12 protein-coding genes and 1 pseudogene are annotated in these 15,616 nt (G+C 71.0%); 11 read left to right on the top strand and 2 right to left on the bottom strand.

Going from position 1 to position 15,616, the window contains the following annotated elements:
- From G5C60_RS32720 to G5C60_RS32760, 9 genes and pseudogenes are all read left to right on the top strand, one after another.
- Positions 1 to 1,334 (top strand): serine/threonine-protein kinase (locus G5C60_RS32720; protein WP_478503676.1); only part of this gene is annotated, 1,334 nt, incomplete at its 5' end.
- A gap of 174 nt (positions 1,335 to 1,508) precedes the next feature.
- Complete coding sequence (locus G5C60_RS32725) at positions 1,509 to 3,212, top strand: serine/threonine-protein kinase (RefSeq protein ID WP_165264662.1); 1,704 nt, start codon at positions 1,509 to 1,511, stop codon at positions 3,210 to 3,212.
- 450 nt (positions 3,213 to 3,662) lie between these two features.
- Positions 3,663 to 4,877 (top strand): annotated as a pseudogene (locus G5C60_RS32730) (serine/threonine-protein kinase); the annotation flags it as partial.
- Between the two features lie 118 nt (positions 4,878 to 4,995).
- The gene (locus G5C60_RS32735) at positions 4,996 to 6,675 is read left to right on the top strand and encodes a serine/threonine-protein kinase (protein WP_165264644.1); all 1,680 of its coding nucleotides are present in this window, start codon (positions 4,996 to 4,998) and stop codon (positions 6,673 to 6,675) included.
- A 22-nt stretch (positions 6,676 to 6,697) separates the two neighbouring features.
- Positions 6,698 to 8,482, top strand: coding sequence for a serine/threonine-protein kinase (locus tag G5C60_RS32740; protein WP_165264645.1), 1,785 nt, complete (start codon positions 6,698 to 6,700; stop codon positions 8,480 to 8,482).
- A 140-nt stretch (positions 8,483 to 8,622) separates the two neighbouring features.
- Positions 8,623 to 9,546 (top strand): ABC transporter ATP-binding protein, encoded by a 924-nt coding sequence (locus G5C60_RS32745; RefSeq protein WP_165264646.1) that lies wholly within the window; start codon positions 8,623 to 8,625, stop codon positions 9,544 to 9,546.
- A 32-nt stretch (positions 9,547 to 9,578) separates the two neighbouring features.
- Positions 9,579 to 10,262 carry an ABC transporter permease gene (locus tag G5C60_RS32750; RefSeq protein WP_338145999.1) on the top strand — a complete coding sequence of 228 codons (684 nt, stop codon included), beginning with the start codon at positions 9,579 to 9,581 and terminating at the stop codon, positions 10,260 to 10,262.
- A complete protein-coding gene (locus G5C60_RS32755; protein ID WP_165264648.1) occupies positions 10,259 to 11,443 on the top strand; it encodes a histidine kinase in 1,185 nt (394 codons plus the stop codon). Before G5C60_RS32750 ends, G5C60_RS32755 begins: the two co-directional genes overlap by 4 nt.
- Positions 11,440 to 12,105, top strand: a complete 666-nt coding sequence (locus G5C60_RS32760) for a response regulator (RefSeq protein WP_165264649.1) — start codon at positions 11,440 to 11,442, stop codon at positions 12,103 to 12,105. Before G5C60_RS32755 ends, G5C60_RS32760 begins: the two co-directional genes overlap by 4 nt.
- Here G5C60_RS32760 and G5C60_RS32765 read toward each other — a convergent pair.
- Positions 12,097 to 12,312, bottom strand: coding sequence for a DUF397 domain-containing protein (locus tag G5C60_RS32765; protein ID WP_165264650.1), 216 nt, complete (start codon positions 12,310 to 12,312; stop codon positions 12,097 to 12,099). The two genes, G5C60_RS32760 and G5C60_RS32765, sit on opposite strands and share 9 nt — an antisense overlap.
- Before the next feature lie 11 nt (positions 12,313 to 12,323).
- A complete protein-coding gene (locus G5C60_RS32770) occupies positions 12,324 to 13,178 on the bottom strand; it encodes a helix-turn-helix domain-containing protein (protein WP_165264651.1) in 855 nt (284 codons plus the stop codon).
- A 241-nt stretch (positions 13,179 to 13,419) separates the two neighbouring features.
- Here G5C60_RS32770 and G5C60_RS32775 point away from each other — a divergent pair, with 241 nt between their 5' ends.
- Together G5C60_RS32775 and G5C60_RS32780 are read left to right on the top strand one after the other, a co-directional pair.
- Positions 13,420 to 13,878, top strand: coding sequence for an ATP-binding protein (locus G5C60_RS32775; protein WP_165264652.1), 459 nt, complete (start codon positions 13,420 to 13,422; stop codon positions 13,876 to 13,878).
- 111 nt (positions 13,879 to 13,989) lie between these two features.
- Complete coding sequence (locus G5C60_RS32780; protein ID WP_165264653.1) at positions 13,990 to 15,603, top strand: succinic semialdehyde dehydrogenase; 1,614 nt, start codon at positions 13,990 to 13,992, stop codon at positions 15,601 to 15,603.
- Positions 15,604 to 15,616 lie beyond the last annotated feature (13 nt).

The following is a 15,616-nucleotide window of genomic DNA, read 5'->3' on the forward strand; positions in this document are numbered from 1 at the left end:
CCCGGTGGAACCACCTCGTCCCCGATCGCGCTCCGCACCGGGGCCCCACCACCGCCCTCGCCGCCGAGCGCGCCCGCCAGGCGCGTATGGCGGTCGTGGGACCGGTCACCGAGCGGTGGGCGCCCGAGCAGGCCGGGCCCGTTCACGAGAACTGGCAGTTGGCCGCGCCGATCGGGCCCGCGACCGACCTGTGGGCGCTGGGGGCGCTGCTCTTCCGGGCCGTGCAGGGGCATGCGCCGTACCCGGAGGAGAACACCGCCGAGCTGGTGCAGCTCGTGTGCGCGGAGCCGCCCGCGTTCGCGGAGGAGTGCGGGCCGCTCAGGCCGGTCGTGGAGTCGCTGCTGCGTCAGGACCCGACCGAGCGGCTGGACTTCGAGGAGCTGCGCGGCTGGCTGCGTTCGCTCGTACGGTCGGCGCCCGAGCCGGAGGCGGGGACGCATGTCGTGGTGGCGCCGCCCGTGGATCCCAGGCGCCTGCCCGTCGTGCGCCGCCGGGGCGAGCTCGTCCGCAAGCGCCGCGCCGGGCTGCCCGACCAGCACGGCCGCCACAAGCGGGCCAGGCAGGAGAAGGCGCCGAAGCCCCGTCGCCTCGGCCGCACCCTGCTGGTGCTGATCCTGCTGGCACTGGCCGCGGCCGTCGCGTACGCCATGGTCTTCATGCCCAGGTCCGGGCCGGATGCCGGTGGCGCCGCGGGGACCGGCGCCGCCGGAGACGCCGCTCCCGCTCCCGAGGCCTCGTCCGACGCGGACTCGAATCCCGGCACGGACGGGAACGCGGGTACGGATCCGAGGCCCGAGGCGACGCCGAGCGGGACGCCGAGCAAGGAGAACGAGCCGAGCCAGTCGTCCAGTTCCACCACGCAGACCACCGGCCCCGACCTCCCGCAGGGCTTCACGCTGCGCAAGGACTCCGAGGGCTTCAGCGTCGCGGTCGCCAACGGCTGGGACCGGACGCCCAAGAACGGGAGTGGACAAGTCGTCTACTCCCAGGGCAACTTCGAGTTGCTCGTCGTGCCCGGACGCGACACCACCAGCCAGTACGGCGACGATCCGATGGCGTACCAGCGGGAGGACGAGCGGGAGTTGCAGCCGTTCCGCGACTCGACCTGGGCCACGTCCAGCGGGATGCGGCGGATCGACGTGGGCGGACGGGCCATGGCTGAGGGGCAGTTCACCTGGCAGGACGCCGCGGGGCGCGAGATCTTCGTACGCAATCTCGCGATCATCGTCGACGGCCGTTACCACGTGGTGCAGTTGCGGGGTCCGGAGGCCGAGCGGGACGAGGTGTCACGGCTGTACGAGCAGGCATCGGCCACCTATCAGGTCACCGGTTGACGATTGGATCGCCTCACCGGTCCCCTGGGGCCCTTTCGGTCCATGCCACTTCTTAGTTGCCTTCGGTAACAAGCGTCACAGTGCGGTCTCCGAGTGGCCCCGCCGGTTCCCTGTGCGAAGACCGGTCCCTAGTCTGAGGCCTGTCAAGAACATTGCGGGGAAAACGTGAATCAGATGCAGGGCGTGCTCCTCTCGGACCGCTATCGGCTGGTCGACTCCATCGGGAGCGGCGGCATGGGCCGGGTGTGGCGGGCACACGACGAGGTGCTGCACCGTGCCGTCGCCATCAAGGAGTTGACGGCGGCGCTGTACGTGTCCGAGAGCGATCAGGCCGTACTGCTCGCCCGCACCCGGGCCGAGGCACGCGCGGCCGCGCGGATCAACCACTCGGCCGTCGTCACCGTGCATGACGTGCTGGAGCACGACGGCCGGCCGTGGATCGTGATGGAGCTGGTCGAGGGCCACTCGCTCGCCGACGCGGTCAAGGAGTCGGGGCGCGTCGAGCCCCGGGAGGCCGCGCGGATCGGGCTGTGGGTGCTGCGCGCGCTGCGGGCCGCGCACTCCGCGGGCGTACTGCACCGCGACATCAAGCCCGGCAACGTACTCCTCTCCCAGGCCGACGGCCGTGTCCTGCTCACCGACTTCGGGATCGCGCAGATGGAGGGGGACACGACGATCACGCGTACCGGCGAGATCGTCGGCTCGGTCGACTACCTTGCGCCCGAGCGCATTCGCGGCCACGACCCCGGCCCCGCCTCCGACTTGTGGGCGCTCGGCGCCACGCTGTACACGGCGGTCGAGGGCAGGTCGCCGTTCCGGCGTACGACACCGCTGACCACGATGCAGGCGGTGGTGACCGAGGAGCCCGGCGAGCCGGAGCACGCGGGCGCGCTCGGGCCCGTGATCACGGCGCTGCTGCGCAAGGATCCCGCCGAACGGCCCGACGCCGCGGAGGCAGAGCACATGCTCGCCGAGGCCGCGGAGGGGCGCAGGCCCAGCTCGGCCGAGGCCTATGTGCCGACGGAACACGTGGTGAACCCCCAGGGCGGCAACGGCACTTACGACACTCACGGAACCCATGGCCGGTCGGCGCCCGACCCGGCCGCCGCCACCCTGAACCAGCCGATGTCCGGCGGCCGGCCGATGACCGGTCACCAGCCAATGCCTGGTGACCAGCCAATACCGGGTCACCAGCCGATGCCCGGACCGGCGGCCGGCCCGCGGAAGCGCCGCCGGGTCCGCACCCTCGCCCTCGTCGTGGTCATGGCCGCGCTCGTCGGCGGGGGCGCTGCCGCGGCGATGCGGTACGCGGACGGGTGGGGGCAGTCCGGCACCTCGTCCTCGCCGTCCTCACCCTCGGACTCGTCCTCGTCGGCGGAGGAGACCAAGCCCCCGGTGGGCGGTGTCCCCGACAGCTGGGTGCGGGTCGACGACCCGAAGGGTTTCAGCCTCGCCCTGCCCCACAAGGGCTGGAAGCGGCAGGTGGTGGACGACTTCCAGATCGACTACACGCCCGACGGGGGCAAGCACTTCGTCCGCATCGCCGTCGACGAGTCCCCTGACTTCCCCACCCCGTACGAGCATCAGCTTGACCTGGAGCAGCAGTTGCAGCGGCTGCGCGACTACCAGCGGGTCAGCCTGGAGGAGAACGTGTTCCGCGACCGCCCCGGCGCTTTGTGGGACTTCACCTGGACCGCGATGGCGAAGGACGGGCCGTACCCCGGTCCGCGCCGGGCCATCGAAGAGGCGTATCTCAGCCGTGAAGGCGTCGAGTACGTGATCTACATGTCGGCGCCCGCGGCGGACTGGGAGAAGACCCGTCGGCAGTTCGACGCGGTCCTGCAGGGCTGGCGCCCCAAGACGGACACGGCGGGCTGACCCGTTGCCCCCGGCCGGTCATGGTGGGCTGACCCGTCGTCCCCGGCCGGTCATGGTGGGCTGACCCGTTGCCCCCGGCCGGTCATGGTGGGCTGACCCGTTGCCCCCGGCCGGTCATGGTGGGCTGACCCGTCGTCCCCGGCCGGTCATGGTGGGCTGACCCGTCGTCCCCGGCCGGTCATGGTGGGCTGACCCGTCGTCCCCGGCCGGTCATGGTGGGCTGACCCGTCGTCCCCGGCCGGACACGGTGGGCCGACCCGCCGCCCACCCGCCTGCCGGCCGACTCCCGGCCGAGTGCCGCCCGCCGTCCCCCCGGTCTCGGCTCCGCTCGACCCCGCCGGCCTGGGGGCCTCCATCGGCACCCGCCCGGTCCCCGCGTACCGTCGTCCTTCGGCCACCCGGCCTCCGGCACCCCTGGCACCCGCTCACCTGTGCGGCATGATGGGGCGCATGGGGACCGAGGGGGAGAACCTCCGCGTCATCGCGGGCCGTTACCGTCTGGAAGCCAGAATCGGCCGGGGCGGCATGGGCGTCGTATGGCGGGCCACCGACCTGTTGCTCGGTCGGCAGGTCGCGGTCAAGGAACTCGCTCTCGACCCTGCGCTCCCGGCGGAGGAGTCCCGGTCTCAGCGCGAGCGCACCCTGCGTGAGGCGCGGGCGGTCGCACAGCTCGAGCATCCGCACATCATCGTGGTGCACGACGTGGTCGAGGACGACGAACGCCCGTACATGGTCCTGGAGTTGATCGAGGGCAGCTCGCTCGCCGAGCGGATTTCCACGCACGGGCCCGTCGACGCGGCCGAGGCGGCGCGGATGGGCATCGCCCTGCTCGGCGCCCTGCGCAGAGCGCACGGCGCGGGTGTTCTGCACCGCGATCTGAAGCCCGCGAACGTCCTCATCTCCGAGGAAGGCCGCGTCGTGCTCACCGATTTCGGGATCGCGCAGGTCGCGGGCGCGACGACGCTCACCGAGAGCGGGTCGTTCGTCGGCTCCCCCGAGTACACCGCGCCCGAGCGGATGTCCGGGGCCAGGACCGGGCCCGAGTCCGACCTGTGGTCGCTCGGCGCGCTGCTGTGCACGGCCCTGAGTGGCGAATCGCCGTTCCACCGCGACTCGTTGGGCGGCATACTGCACGCGGTCGTCTCGGACGAGATACGGCCGCCGGACCAGGCCGCGCCGATCCTTCCCGTCGTACGAGGGCTTCTTGAGCGCGATCCCGACCGGCGTCTGGGTTCGGCGGAGGCGGAGCGGATGCTGCGGGCGTATCTCGACACGGGCCGTATGCCGCAGGCGCCGCCCGAAGCCCGGTCGGCCCTCTCGGTCCCGTCGGTCCGGCCGGTTCCGTCGGTCCGGCCGGCCTCGTCGGCCGCGCAGCCGTCGAGACTGTCGGCCAGGAGCGCGCTGATCGCTGCCGCGCTGGTCGCCGCGATGGCCGGTGCGGGCGTGTCGGCCGCCGCGCTGCTGATGAGAGGCGGCGGAGACAACGACCGTACGCCGCCCACGAGTTCGGCGCCGGAGACGAGCCCCGGTACGGGTCCGAGTACGAGTCCGAGTACGAGCCCCGGTACGAGCCCGGGTACGAGTCCGCCCGGGAGCCCCACGCCCACGGTGACCGTCACGCGCTCGCCGACGTCCACCGTGCACACGGCTCCGTCGTCCCGCAGGCCGCCCAGGATCCCGTAAAGGGAATAAAGGGATATAAGCGACATCGTGCGTCACGGGTCTGTGACCAGAAAGCGTATGGGGTGGAACCGGACGCGGTTACCACGGTAGGCATGGACCCATGAGCAGCGACGGGGGAGCCCCTTACGGGTCGGACCAGCCAACGAGTTTCGGTTTGCAACCGCCGTGGCCCGGTGTGCCCGGACAGCAGCCCGGCAACCGGCAGCCCGTCGGTGTCCCGTACCCCGGCAACCCGTACGCGGCGCCCACCCAGGTCGTGCCCGAGCAGCAGGCGCCGCAGGACCCCGGCGCCGGGCGCCTGATCGCCGACCGCTACCGCCTGCTCGCGAAGCTCGGCCACGGCGGCATGGGCACCGTATGGCGGGCCAAGGATGAGACGGTGGACCGCGAGGTCGCCGTCAAGGAGCCCCGCGTACCGGATCATCTTCCCGAACGCGAACGTGCCAATCTCTTCGAGCGGATGCGCCGCGAGGCACGCGCCGCGGCCCGGCTCGACCACCCGGCTGTCGTGAACGTGCACGATGTCGCGGTGGTGGACGGCCAGCCGTGGATCGTGATGGAGCTGGTGCAGGGGCGTTCGCTCGGCGCCGCGTTGCAGGAGGGCACGATCGGGGTGCGCGAGGCGGCGAGAATCGGCCTCGACGTCCTCGGCGCGCTGGAGGCCGCCCACGCGGCGGGCATCCTGCACCGCGACGTCAAGCCCGACAACGTCCTGCTCGGCTCGCACGGCCGTGTCGTCCTCACCGACTTCGGCATCGCCCAGATCGAGGGCGAGACGAACCTGACGGACACCGGCGGCTTCGTCGGCTCGCCCGAATTCATCGCGCCCGAGCGGGTGTTGGGGCAGAGACCCGGTCCCGCCTCCGACCTGTGGTCGCTCGGCGTCGTCCTGTACGCGGCCACGGAGGGCGTCTCGCCGTTCCGCCGCAGCAACACGCCCGCGACGCTCCAGTCCGTCCTCAACGCCACGCCGGCCGCGCCCAACGCGGCCAAGGGCCCGCTCGCCGACGCTATCAACGCCCTCCTCGACAAGGACCCGTCCCGCCGCCCGAACGCCGCCCAGGTCCGCCAGCTCCTGGAGAAGGCCGCACAGCCGCCCCAGGAGACCAGGGCCGTCCAGCTCGCGGCACCCGGCGGCAAGTCCCTCCGGATCGGCCGCAAGGGGTGGATCGGGATCGGTGCGGCGGTGGTCGTGGGGGTGGTGGTGTCGGCGTTCTTGGAGCTGGGGAACCCGTTCGCGGGGCCGTTGCCGGACGGTTGGAAGGAGCACGACGAGAAGGGCGTCGCCGCGACGCTGGCGGTACCGGCGGACTATGTGCGGAGCGAGCCGGACGGCTCCACGGACGACGGGCACTGGGTCTCGTACACCGACCCGAGCTACGCCGTCTCGATCGGCCTGACCCTGTACAAGAAGTCCGAGGACAGCCTCAACGAGATCGGGGGCACCGCCAGCTCCGAGGCCTACCAGGACGCCGACGCCATGGCGAAGACGGACGACAGCTCGTTCAGCAACATGGCGGAGAAACCCGCGCCAAAGGTCGACACCACCGAAACCTCGTACAAGGAACGCGAGTCCGCCGAGAACGTCGTCACGTATGTCGACGACCAGACGGACTCGAACGCGCCCCGGCCGCGCGAGGCCCGGGTCTTCTACTACAAGACCAAGTCGGGCGATCTCTACAAGCTCTGGATCGACTATCCCGGCAAGGGCGACTTCACCGAACGTGGTCGCGAAGTGGCCAAGACCGCCATCGCCAATCTCGACATCGACAAGCTTTGAGGCCACACGGTACTGATGGGGCATGACAAGTGACGTGGGCCGGCTGATCGGTGGCCGCTACCGGCTGACCGAGCGCATCGGTTCCGGCGGCATGGGCACCGTATGGCGCGCCGTGGACGAACTCGTGGAGCGCGACGTCGCGGTCAAGGAGCCGCGGCTGCCCGGCGATCCACAGGACCCGGCGCACGCGCGCGCGTACCACCGGCTTCAGCGCGAGGCGCGGGCCGCGGCGCGCGTGGAGCACCCCGGTGCCGTCGCGATCCACGACGTCGTCGTGGAGGACGGACTGCCCTGGATCGTCATGGAGTTGATCCGCGGCGAGTCCCTCCACGAGGTGCTCCGGCGCGGCGCGCTCAGCCCCGTCGAGTCCGCGCGCATCGGCCTCGCCGTCGTCGGCGCGCTGCGCGCCGCGCACACCGTCGGCATCGTGCACCGTGACGTGAAACCCGCGAACGTCCTGCTCGGGCCTCCCCCACTCTCGGCTTCGCTCGAGCGGGGGGACCCCCATGGCCGCGTCGTCCTCACCGACTTCGGGATCGCCCACATCCAGGGCGAGGAATCCCTCACCGTCAGCGGCGAGTTCGTCGGCTCGCTCGAGTTCATCGCGCCCGAGCGCATGTCGGGGCGCGGTGCCGGACCCGCCTCCGACCTGTGGTCCCTGGGCGTTCTGCTGTACGCCGCCGTCGAGGGCTGGTCCCCCTTCCGCCGTACGACCGTGGAGTCCACGCTCGCCGCGATCCTGTCCGACGAGCCCCCGGAGCCGAAGCAGGCCGGGGACCTGGGACCGCTGATCACACAGCTGTTGGCCAAGGAACCCGGGCAGCGGCCGGACGCCGACAAGGTCGCGGCGGTGCTGGAGGCGGTCGCCGAGGGCTGGACCGTGCCGGACCTCACCGGCACGGCTGGGGAGGTCCAAAGCCCCTCCGGCTTACGGGAGTTCGCGGACGACGCCGGGACAGTACGGCTCCGGCTGCCGTCGCTGCACACGGCAGAGACGGAGGCGGCGGGGACCGCGGCGGCAGGGACCGAGGCGGCGAAGCCCGGGACGGCGAAGCCCGGGGCGGCCGGGCCCGGGGTGGGGCTGCCTCCACCCGGGAAGTCCGAGCCGTATGCGACGGAGCCCCACCACCATTCCGTACGCCGACGACGCCCGAGCCTCCGCCTCCTCGCGGCCTCCGTCGCCGGTGCCGTACTCCTCACCGGCGGCATCTGGCTCGGGATCTCCTTCCGAGGCGGCGACCCGAGGGCGGAGGCACAGAACCGCGGCGCCGCCGCGCCTTCGGCGTCCACCTCCACCTCCGCCTCGCCCTCGACCGTGAACGGCTGGACCGTCCACACCGAGAAGGACCTGGACGCGATCCTGTCCGTACCGGTCGGCACCCCGCTCGTCGACCGCTTCGACTCCGGAGCGGACCGCCGCAACCCCTCCCGCTCGGTGGTCTACGGCGACAAGACCGTCCAACTGCGGCTGACCCGCGAGGACGCCGTGCCGACCCCGATCGAGTCCTGGGCGGATGAGGCCACGCTCTCCTACGCCGACGACTCCGCCAAAACCCTGTCCGGCCGCACCAGTTTCCACGGCTACGAGGCGATGCTCCTCGACACCGAGTACGAGGTGAAGGAGGAGAAGTACCGGGTGATGCAGCTGCTCATCGTCACGGACGCCAAGGAGTACTACGAGCTGCGCGCGGACATGCCGAAGGGCACGAAGGACGAGAAACGCGGCACTTCGTTGTTCGAGGGCGCCCGCGATCGCCTCAAGGTCGGCAGGTCGATGGTGGGCAGTGATGGCGGCCTAACGCCCTGATCAGGGCATTTCCCGCCGAAAGACCTGCTGGAGTGGGCCGCTGGGAGACGGCGCCCAGCGGTCAGTTCCTCCCCTGGTGGGAGTTCGGGTTTCGACCGTGGGCGGATGACTGGGAGATCACCGCATCGGAGGCTTCGGGCATGACTTCTTCACGAACTCTCGTTGGAGACCCGGCAGCCATCAGGGTCGAGGGGCTGACCAAGCGTTATGGCCGTAGAACGGCAGTCGACGACCTGTCGTTCACGGTCGGGTCCGGAAGGGTGACGGGGTTCTTCGGCCCGAACGGGGCGGGGAAGACCACCGCGCTCAAAGCGGTCGTCGGACTGGCGCGGCCGACTGCGGGCCGGGCGTTCGTACGGGGCACGTCAGTCACGACGATCAGGCCCGACGCCCGTCTGCTCGGCGTGCACATCGAGCCGTGCGGTGCCCATCCCGGCCGGACAGGTCGGGCGCATCTGCGGTCGCTGGCGGCGCTGGCCGGGCTGCCCCGCCGCCGGGTCGGTGAGGTCCTGGAGCTCGTCGGCTTGGAGGAGGCGGCCCGGGGCAGGGTCGGGAAGTATTCGATGGGCATGCGGCAGCGGCTCGGGCTCGCCGCGGCGCTCCTGGGCGATCCGGAGATCCTGGTCCTTGACGAGCCGGTGAACGGCCTGGACCCGCAGGGCATCCGCTGGTTACGCACGCTGCTGCGGGATCGGGCCGCGAACGGTGGCACGGTCCTGCTGTCCAGCCACATGCTCGGTGAGGCCGCCCAGACCGTCGACGACGTGATCATGATCGACCGGGGCCGGCTGGTCCACGAAGGGGCGATCCGGGACCTCGAACGGTCCGGGGAGAGTGTGGTCGTCGTACGCACCGCCGAGGCCGAGCGCCTGTCGGGGCTGGTGGCCGAGGCCGGTGGCCGCACGAAGCGCGACGACGGAGGCGGGCTGCTGGTCGAAGGGCTCGACGCCGCGGAGGTCGCACGGCTGGCCCACCACGGCGGGGTCCTGCTGGAGGAGATCGTCCAGCGGACCGCGTCGCTGGAGGATTCGTTCTTCGGTCTCACGGGAGGGGCGGACCGTTGAGCCATCTGCTGCGAGGCGAACTGATCAAGACCGTGACTACCCGGACTGTGCTGGGCTTCGCGGTGGGCGGGGTCGCGTTCGCGGTCCTCAACGTTCTGGTGGTCGCGGTGGGGTCGGGCACGCTGGACGAGGTGCCCGAGAAGGAAGAGGCCCTGTCGGCGTTGCCGATCCTGCTTCTGCTCTGGGGGTTGGTCGGTACGGCCGGGGAGTATCGGCACCGGACGGCCGCACCGGCGGCTCTGGTGGGCCGCCGTCATCGCGGGGTCGTGCTGTCGGCGAGAATTACCGCTTACGCGCTGACCGGGCTCCTGCTCGGCGCGCTGACGACCATGGTGTCGGTCGGGCTTGCGTTGCCGCTGCTGAGTGACCACCCGGGTCCCGACCTCACCTCGGGAGACGTCGGTGCCGTCGTGGCGGGCAACCTCGTGGCGTTCGTCCTGTCCGCGATCCTGGGTGCCGCCCTCGGCGCCCTGATCCGTAGCCCGGTCCTGGGAGTGGTCGTCCTGCTGATCGTGAACTTCGCCGTGGTCCCGCTGCTGTCCGACGTCTGGGAATCGGGCGTCAACCTCACGCCGTTCGGCGCGGCCGGAGTTCTGAGCCGGATGACGCACCACACGACCCTGTCGGTGGTCTCGGCCGGATGGGTACTGGCCGCATGGACGGTCGCGGTCACGCTGGTCGCCGTCATCGTCGAGCGACGGCGCGATCTGGCGTGAACCGGCTCCTTTGGCGGGCCCGGGCGGCGTACGACCTGCTGGTCGCGCGCCGCTCGGCGCTGTTCGACCTCGCGCTGGCGGTGATCACGACCGGAGTGGAGCTGGGGCAGCTCTTCGACGGCGACACCCCGGTCGGCGTGATCCGGGTCGGTGCGATCCCGGTCGTGGTGGTCCCGGTCGTGGTGACGGTGCTTGCCGGCTCCGTCCTGCTCGTCCGCCGCCGCGCACCCCTGGCGGTGCTCATCGCGGCCTGTGCGGGTGCCGCGGTGCTCGTGCCGCTGGGCTACTCGCCGGGCGGGGCGCCCGTCGTGGTCGCCCTTGCCTCGCTCGCCGACCTGCGTGACCGAAGGGTCTCGGTGGCGGCGCTCGTCCCGACGGCGCTGTTCCTGCTTCTGGCGAGCATCACCTCGCTGCCCATCCCGATCGCCGCGTGGGCCCTCGGCTCGTACCTCCAGACCCGGCGGCGCTACACCTGGGCGCTGGAGGACCGCGCGGCCACCCTGGAACGCGAGCGCGAGCAGCTCGACCAGATCGCGGCACAGCGGGAACGAACCTCCATCGCCCGCGAGCTCCACGACATCGTCGCCCATTCGGTCACCGTCATGCTGATCGGTGTGCGCGGCGCCCGGGACGTCCTGCCGACCGAGCCCCAGGTCGCGGCGGAGACCCTGGAACGGGTCGAGGCCAACGCGGAGCAGAGCCTGGCCGAGCTGCGCCGGATCCTCGGCCTGCTGCGCACGTCGGACAACAGCGCGCAGTGGCGACCGCAGCCGTCGCTCGACCAGCTCGCCGAGCTGGTTTCCGGATACCGGACAGCCGGGATGCCCGTGCGGTTGGAACTCACCGGCGAGGCCCGGCCGCTGGCCGGCGGCCTCGAGCTGTCGGCTTACCGAATCGTCGAGGAGGCGCTGACCAACGTGCTCAAACACACCGACCCGACCCAGGTCACGGTGACGCTCCACTACGGCCGGACGCAGCTGGACGTCACGGTCGAAGACGACGGCGGCGGCCGCGACCCGGTCCCGTCGGCCGCAGGCCGTGACCCGGTCCCGTCGGCCGCCGGGCACGGCATCCTCGGGATGCGGGAGCGTGCGGCGGTGACAGGCGGCAGCCTGGACGCTCGCCATACCGCCGGCGGATTCCTCGTGACCGCCCAGCTCCCCGTCGAGGATGCGGCATGACCATCCGCCTTCTGATCGTCGACGACCAGGAGCTGATCCGTACCGGTTTCCGGCTGTTCCTGCAGACCCAGAACGACCTCGAGGTCGTCGGCGAAGCCGCCGACGGCCACGAGGCCCTCACCCAGGCCGCCGCTCTGCGCCCCGACGTGGTCCTGATGGACATCCGCATGCCGCGCATGGACGGTGTCGAGGCCACCTCCCGGCTGACCGTCTCCGGAGCCTCGCCCCGGGTGCTGATCCTCACGACCTACGACCTGGACGAATACGTCTTCGGCGCACTACGGGCGGGCGCGTCGGGTTTCCTGCTCAAGGACGCCTCCCGTGACCGCCTGCTGGAGGCGATCCGCGTCGTGCACGCCGGAGAGGCCCTGCTGTCGCCGTCGATCACCCGCAGGCTGATCGAGGACTACGCCACCCGTACCGCACCGCTCCGGCCCCCCGCCAAGCTGCCGGCCGATCTCACTCCCCGGGAACGGGAAACCCTGCTCCTGGTGGCCAGGGGCCTGTCGAACCCGGAGATCGCCGCGCACCTGGTCGTGACCGAGGCGACGGTGAAAAGCCACATCGGCAGCATGTTCGCCAAGCTCCATCTGCGTGACCGCGCCCAAGCGGTGGTATTCGCCTACGAGAACGGCTTGGTCCTCCCAGGCGGTTCAGGCTGAGCCCGCACCTGCTCCGGCAGACACCTGAGCGTCCGCGGTACGCAGCGTGGCTATCAGTGCGCGGAGTTGGCGTGGGCCGGTGGTGAGGACGGTTTCTGGGGTGTCGCTTTCGCGGAGGAGGATCGTTCCGGCGGGGGTGGTGGCCACGTACACGCAGGCGGAGGCCTCCTGGCTGTACGTGGACTTCTGCCAGTGAGGTTCGGGCATGGCGGGCTCCTTCAGAGGTCTCTGGCGAGGTGGGCGATGAAGTCGCGGGACTTGGCCTGGGGGAGTGCGGCTTGCTGCATGCGGTCCAGGACCAGGTGGTAGCGCTCCAATTGGGCTGGGGAGTCGATGAGTTCCGCGCCGTGGTCGGTGTCGAGCTGGACGGTGTCGAGCTGGTGGACCGGGCCGTGGAAGTAGTCGATGCCCTGACCGGAGGTGTGGAACGGGCCGCTGTCGAAGGGGATGACGGCGATGGTGACGTGGTCGAGTTCGCACACCTCGTTGAGATGGTCGAGCTGGGCCCTGACCGTGCCGCGGCCACCGAAGCGCATGCGCAGGGCGGCTTCGTGAATGATCGCCGTGTACGGCGGGGGCTGTTCGCGGTGCAGGATCTCCTGGCGCTTGATGCGGTGCGACACGCGGTGCTCGACCTCGTGCGGCTTCAGTGGGGGCACGGTGTGGCTGAACAGGGCTCGGGCGTGATCCGTCGTCTGCAGCAGGCCGGGGATGTTGATGACGTGTGCCACGCGTAGGGCGGTGGCGTGGTGTTCAACCTCGGTGAGATCCAGCATGCGAGGCGAGAGGATGTCGCGGTACTCCTCCCACCAGCCGCGTCGACGCTCACCGGTCATCGCCGCGAGGGCGTCGATCAGCGGCTCGTCGGTGCAGTCGTAGTGACGGGCAAGCGTGCGCACGCGTTCGCCGCTGACGCCGTAGCGCCCCGCTTCGATGTTGCTCACGCGTGACTGTGTGGCGCCCAGTAGTTCCGCGGCCTGTGTGGCGGACAGGCCCGCGCGCTCGCGCAGCCTCCGGAGTTCGGTGCCCAGTCGTCGGCGCCGGGCGGTGAGGAGGGGGGCTGGCTGCGGCATCAGCTGCGACTTCCCGTTCGTACGTATGGCGCGTGGGTCACCCACACGAAGGTAATAGGGGCTGTAGCCCCTGTGATCCATGGAATGTAGTCCATGAATCGGTCTACGGTGAGTCCCGAACCGCTCAACTGGCCCCGCCGGTAAGCCGGAAGCGCACCGCGTTGCCCGTACGCACGCGACAAGCCACCGCCCGGCCGGAGCCATCGAGCGATCCCAAGTTCCCCTACCGCAGGAGGCGTTCATGGTCACCGTATCCCCGCCGAAGTCCGAAGCGTCCGCATCTTGGGCATACGCCCTCCAGTTGCCCCGCAACCGGCTCGCCCCGCGCATCGCCCGCGTTACCCTGCGAGCTGTCCTCTCCGGGCACGGAATGGCGCAACTCCTCGACATCGCCGAGTTGTTGACCTCGGAACTGGTCACCAACGCCTACCGGTACTCCACCGGCCCCGCGACCCTGCGGCTGCGCGCCCTGGGCGACGGTCGACTCCGGGTCAGCGTCTGGGACACCAACCCGCACATCCCGCCGCCCTTCGACAAGCGCCCCGGCCCGCTCGCGCCCGTTCCGGCCGAGGCGGACGGCGGGCGCGGACTCTTCCTCGTATGTCATTACGCGGACGTATGGGGCGGTTACCCACTCGGCGAAGACCCCTTCGGGCCGGGCGGGAAGCTGCTGTGGTGCGAGCTGGGGTCGCAGGCCTAACGTCCTGATCAGGGCGTTCTCCGCCAGCGCCCACTGGCGCGATGTGTGTACTCCGTGAAGTCGGTTACCACCGGGTACCAAAAGTTCTCGCCCCGGAATACGCTGCCCCGCATGACGGACTCGCAGGCCCCGGCAAAGACCGGCACGAACCCCCTCGCCCCCGCCCCCGAGGGCGCCCGTACGGCCGCCGACGTGGTCACGCCGGAGTTGGTCGCCCAGCTCACCAAGGGTGTGGCCGGATCGGGGCGTACCGCCAACCACACGCCGTTCACCGGCGAGAAACTGGCCGACCTGCCCGAGTCCACCCCCGAGGACGTACACAAGGCCTTCGAGCAGGCCCGCGCGGCCCAGTCCGTGTGGGCGCAGGTGCCCGTACGGCAGCGTGCCGCCGTACTCCTCCGCTTCCACGACCTCGTGCTGGAACGTCAGGCAGAAGTCCTCGACCTCATCCAGCTGGAGACCGGCAAGGCCCGGCTGCATGCGCACGAAGAGGTGCAGGCGGTGGCCGTGGCCGCCCGTCACTACGGCCGCAAGGCCTCCTCGTACCTCAGGCCCAAGCGGCACACCGGTGCCGTGCCGACCCTCACCAAGGTCACCGAACTGCGCCAGCCGCGCGGCGTCGTCGGGCAGATAGCGCCCTGGAACTACCCCCTGGAACTGTCGGTCGGCGACGCGCTGCCCGCCTTCGTCGCGGGCAACGCCGTCGTGATGAAGCCCGACACGGAGACCTGCCTGACGGCGCTCTGGGCGCGTGACCTGCTGATCGAGGCGGGCCTGCCGATCGAGGTGTTCCAGGTCGTCATCGGCGACGGCCCGGTCATCGGCCCGGAGGTCGTCCGGCACGCCGACTACGTCTCCTTCACCGGCTCGACCCCCACGGGCCGCGAGGTCGCCAAGGGTGCCGCGGCCCGGCTGATCGGCGCGTCCCTCGAACTCGGCGGCAAGAACGCCATGCTGGTCCTCGAAGACGCCGACATCGACAAGGCGGCGGCCGGCGCGGTGCGCGCCTGCTTCTCCTCCGCGGGCCAACTGTGCGTCTCCATCGAGCGGTTGTACGTCCATGAGTCGGTCGCCGACGCCTTCGTGGCGCGGTTCGCCGCGCGCACCAAGGCGATGCGGCTCGGCACGTCCCTCGCGTACGGCGCCGACATGGGCTCGCTGGCCGGCGAACGCCAGCTGCAGGCCGTCACCCGGCACGTCGACGAGGCCGTCGCCAAGGGCGCGAAGCTGGTCGCCGGCGGCGTGGCCCGTCCGGACATCGGCCCGTACTTCTTCGAGCCCACCATCCTCGACGGCGTCGAGGCGCCGATGGCCGTCTGCAATGAGGAGACCTTCGGTCCCGTCGTCTCCGTCTACCGCTTCAAGGACGAGGACGAGGCGATCGGGCTCGCCAACTCCACGCCGTACGGCCTCAACGCGTCGGTCTGGACGAAGAACGGCCGCCGCGGCGCCGACGTCGCCGCCCGGCTGCGTACCGGAACGGTCAACATCAACGAGGGCTACGCGGCCGCGTACGGCAGCCTTCAGTCGCCGATGGGCGGCATGAAGGAATCCGGCCTCGGCCGCCGCCACGGCTCCGAGGGCATCCTCAAGTACACCGAGGCACAGACCGTCGCCCACCAGCGGCTCATGCCGCTGGCACCGTCGTTCGGGATGGACGACGAGAGCTACGCGAAGTTCATGAGCCGGAGCCTGCGGGTGATGAAGGCCCTGCGCTTCCGCTGAGTGAACTGGTTGG

This window comes from Streptomyces scabichelini (assembly GCF_011045015.1).
GTDB lineage: Bacteria > Actinomycetota > Actinomycetes > Streptomycetales > Streptomycetaceae > Streptomyces > Streptomyces scabichelini.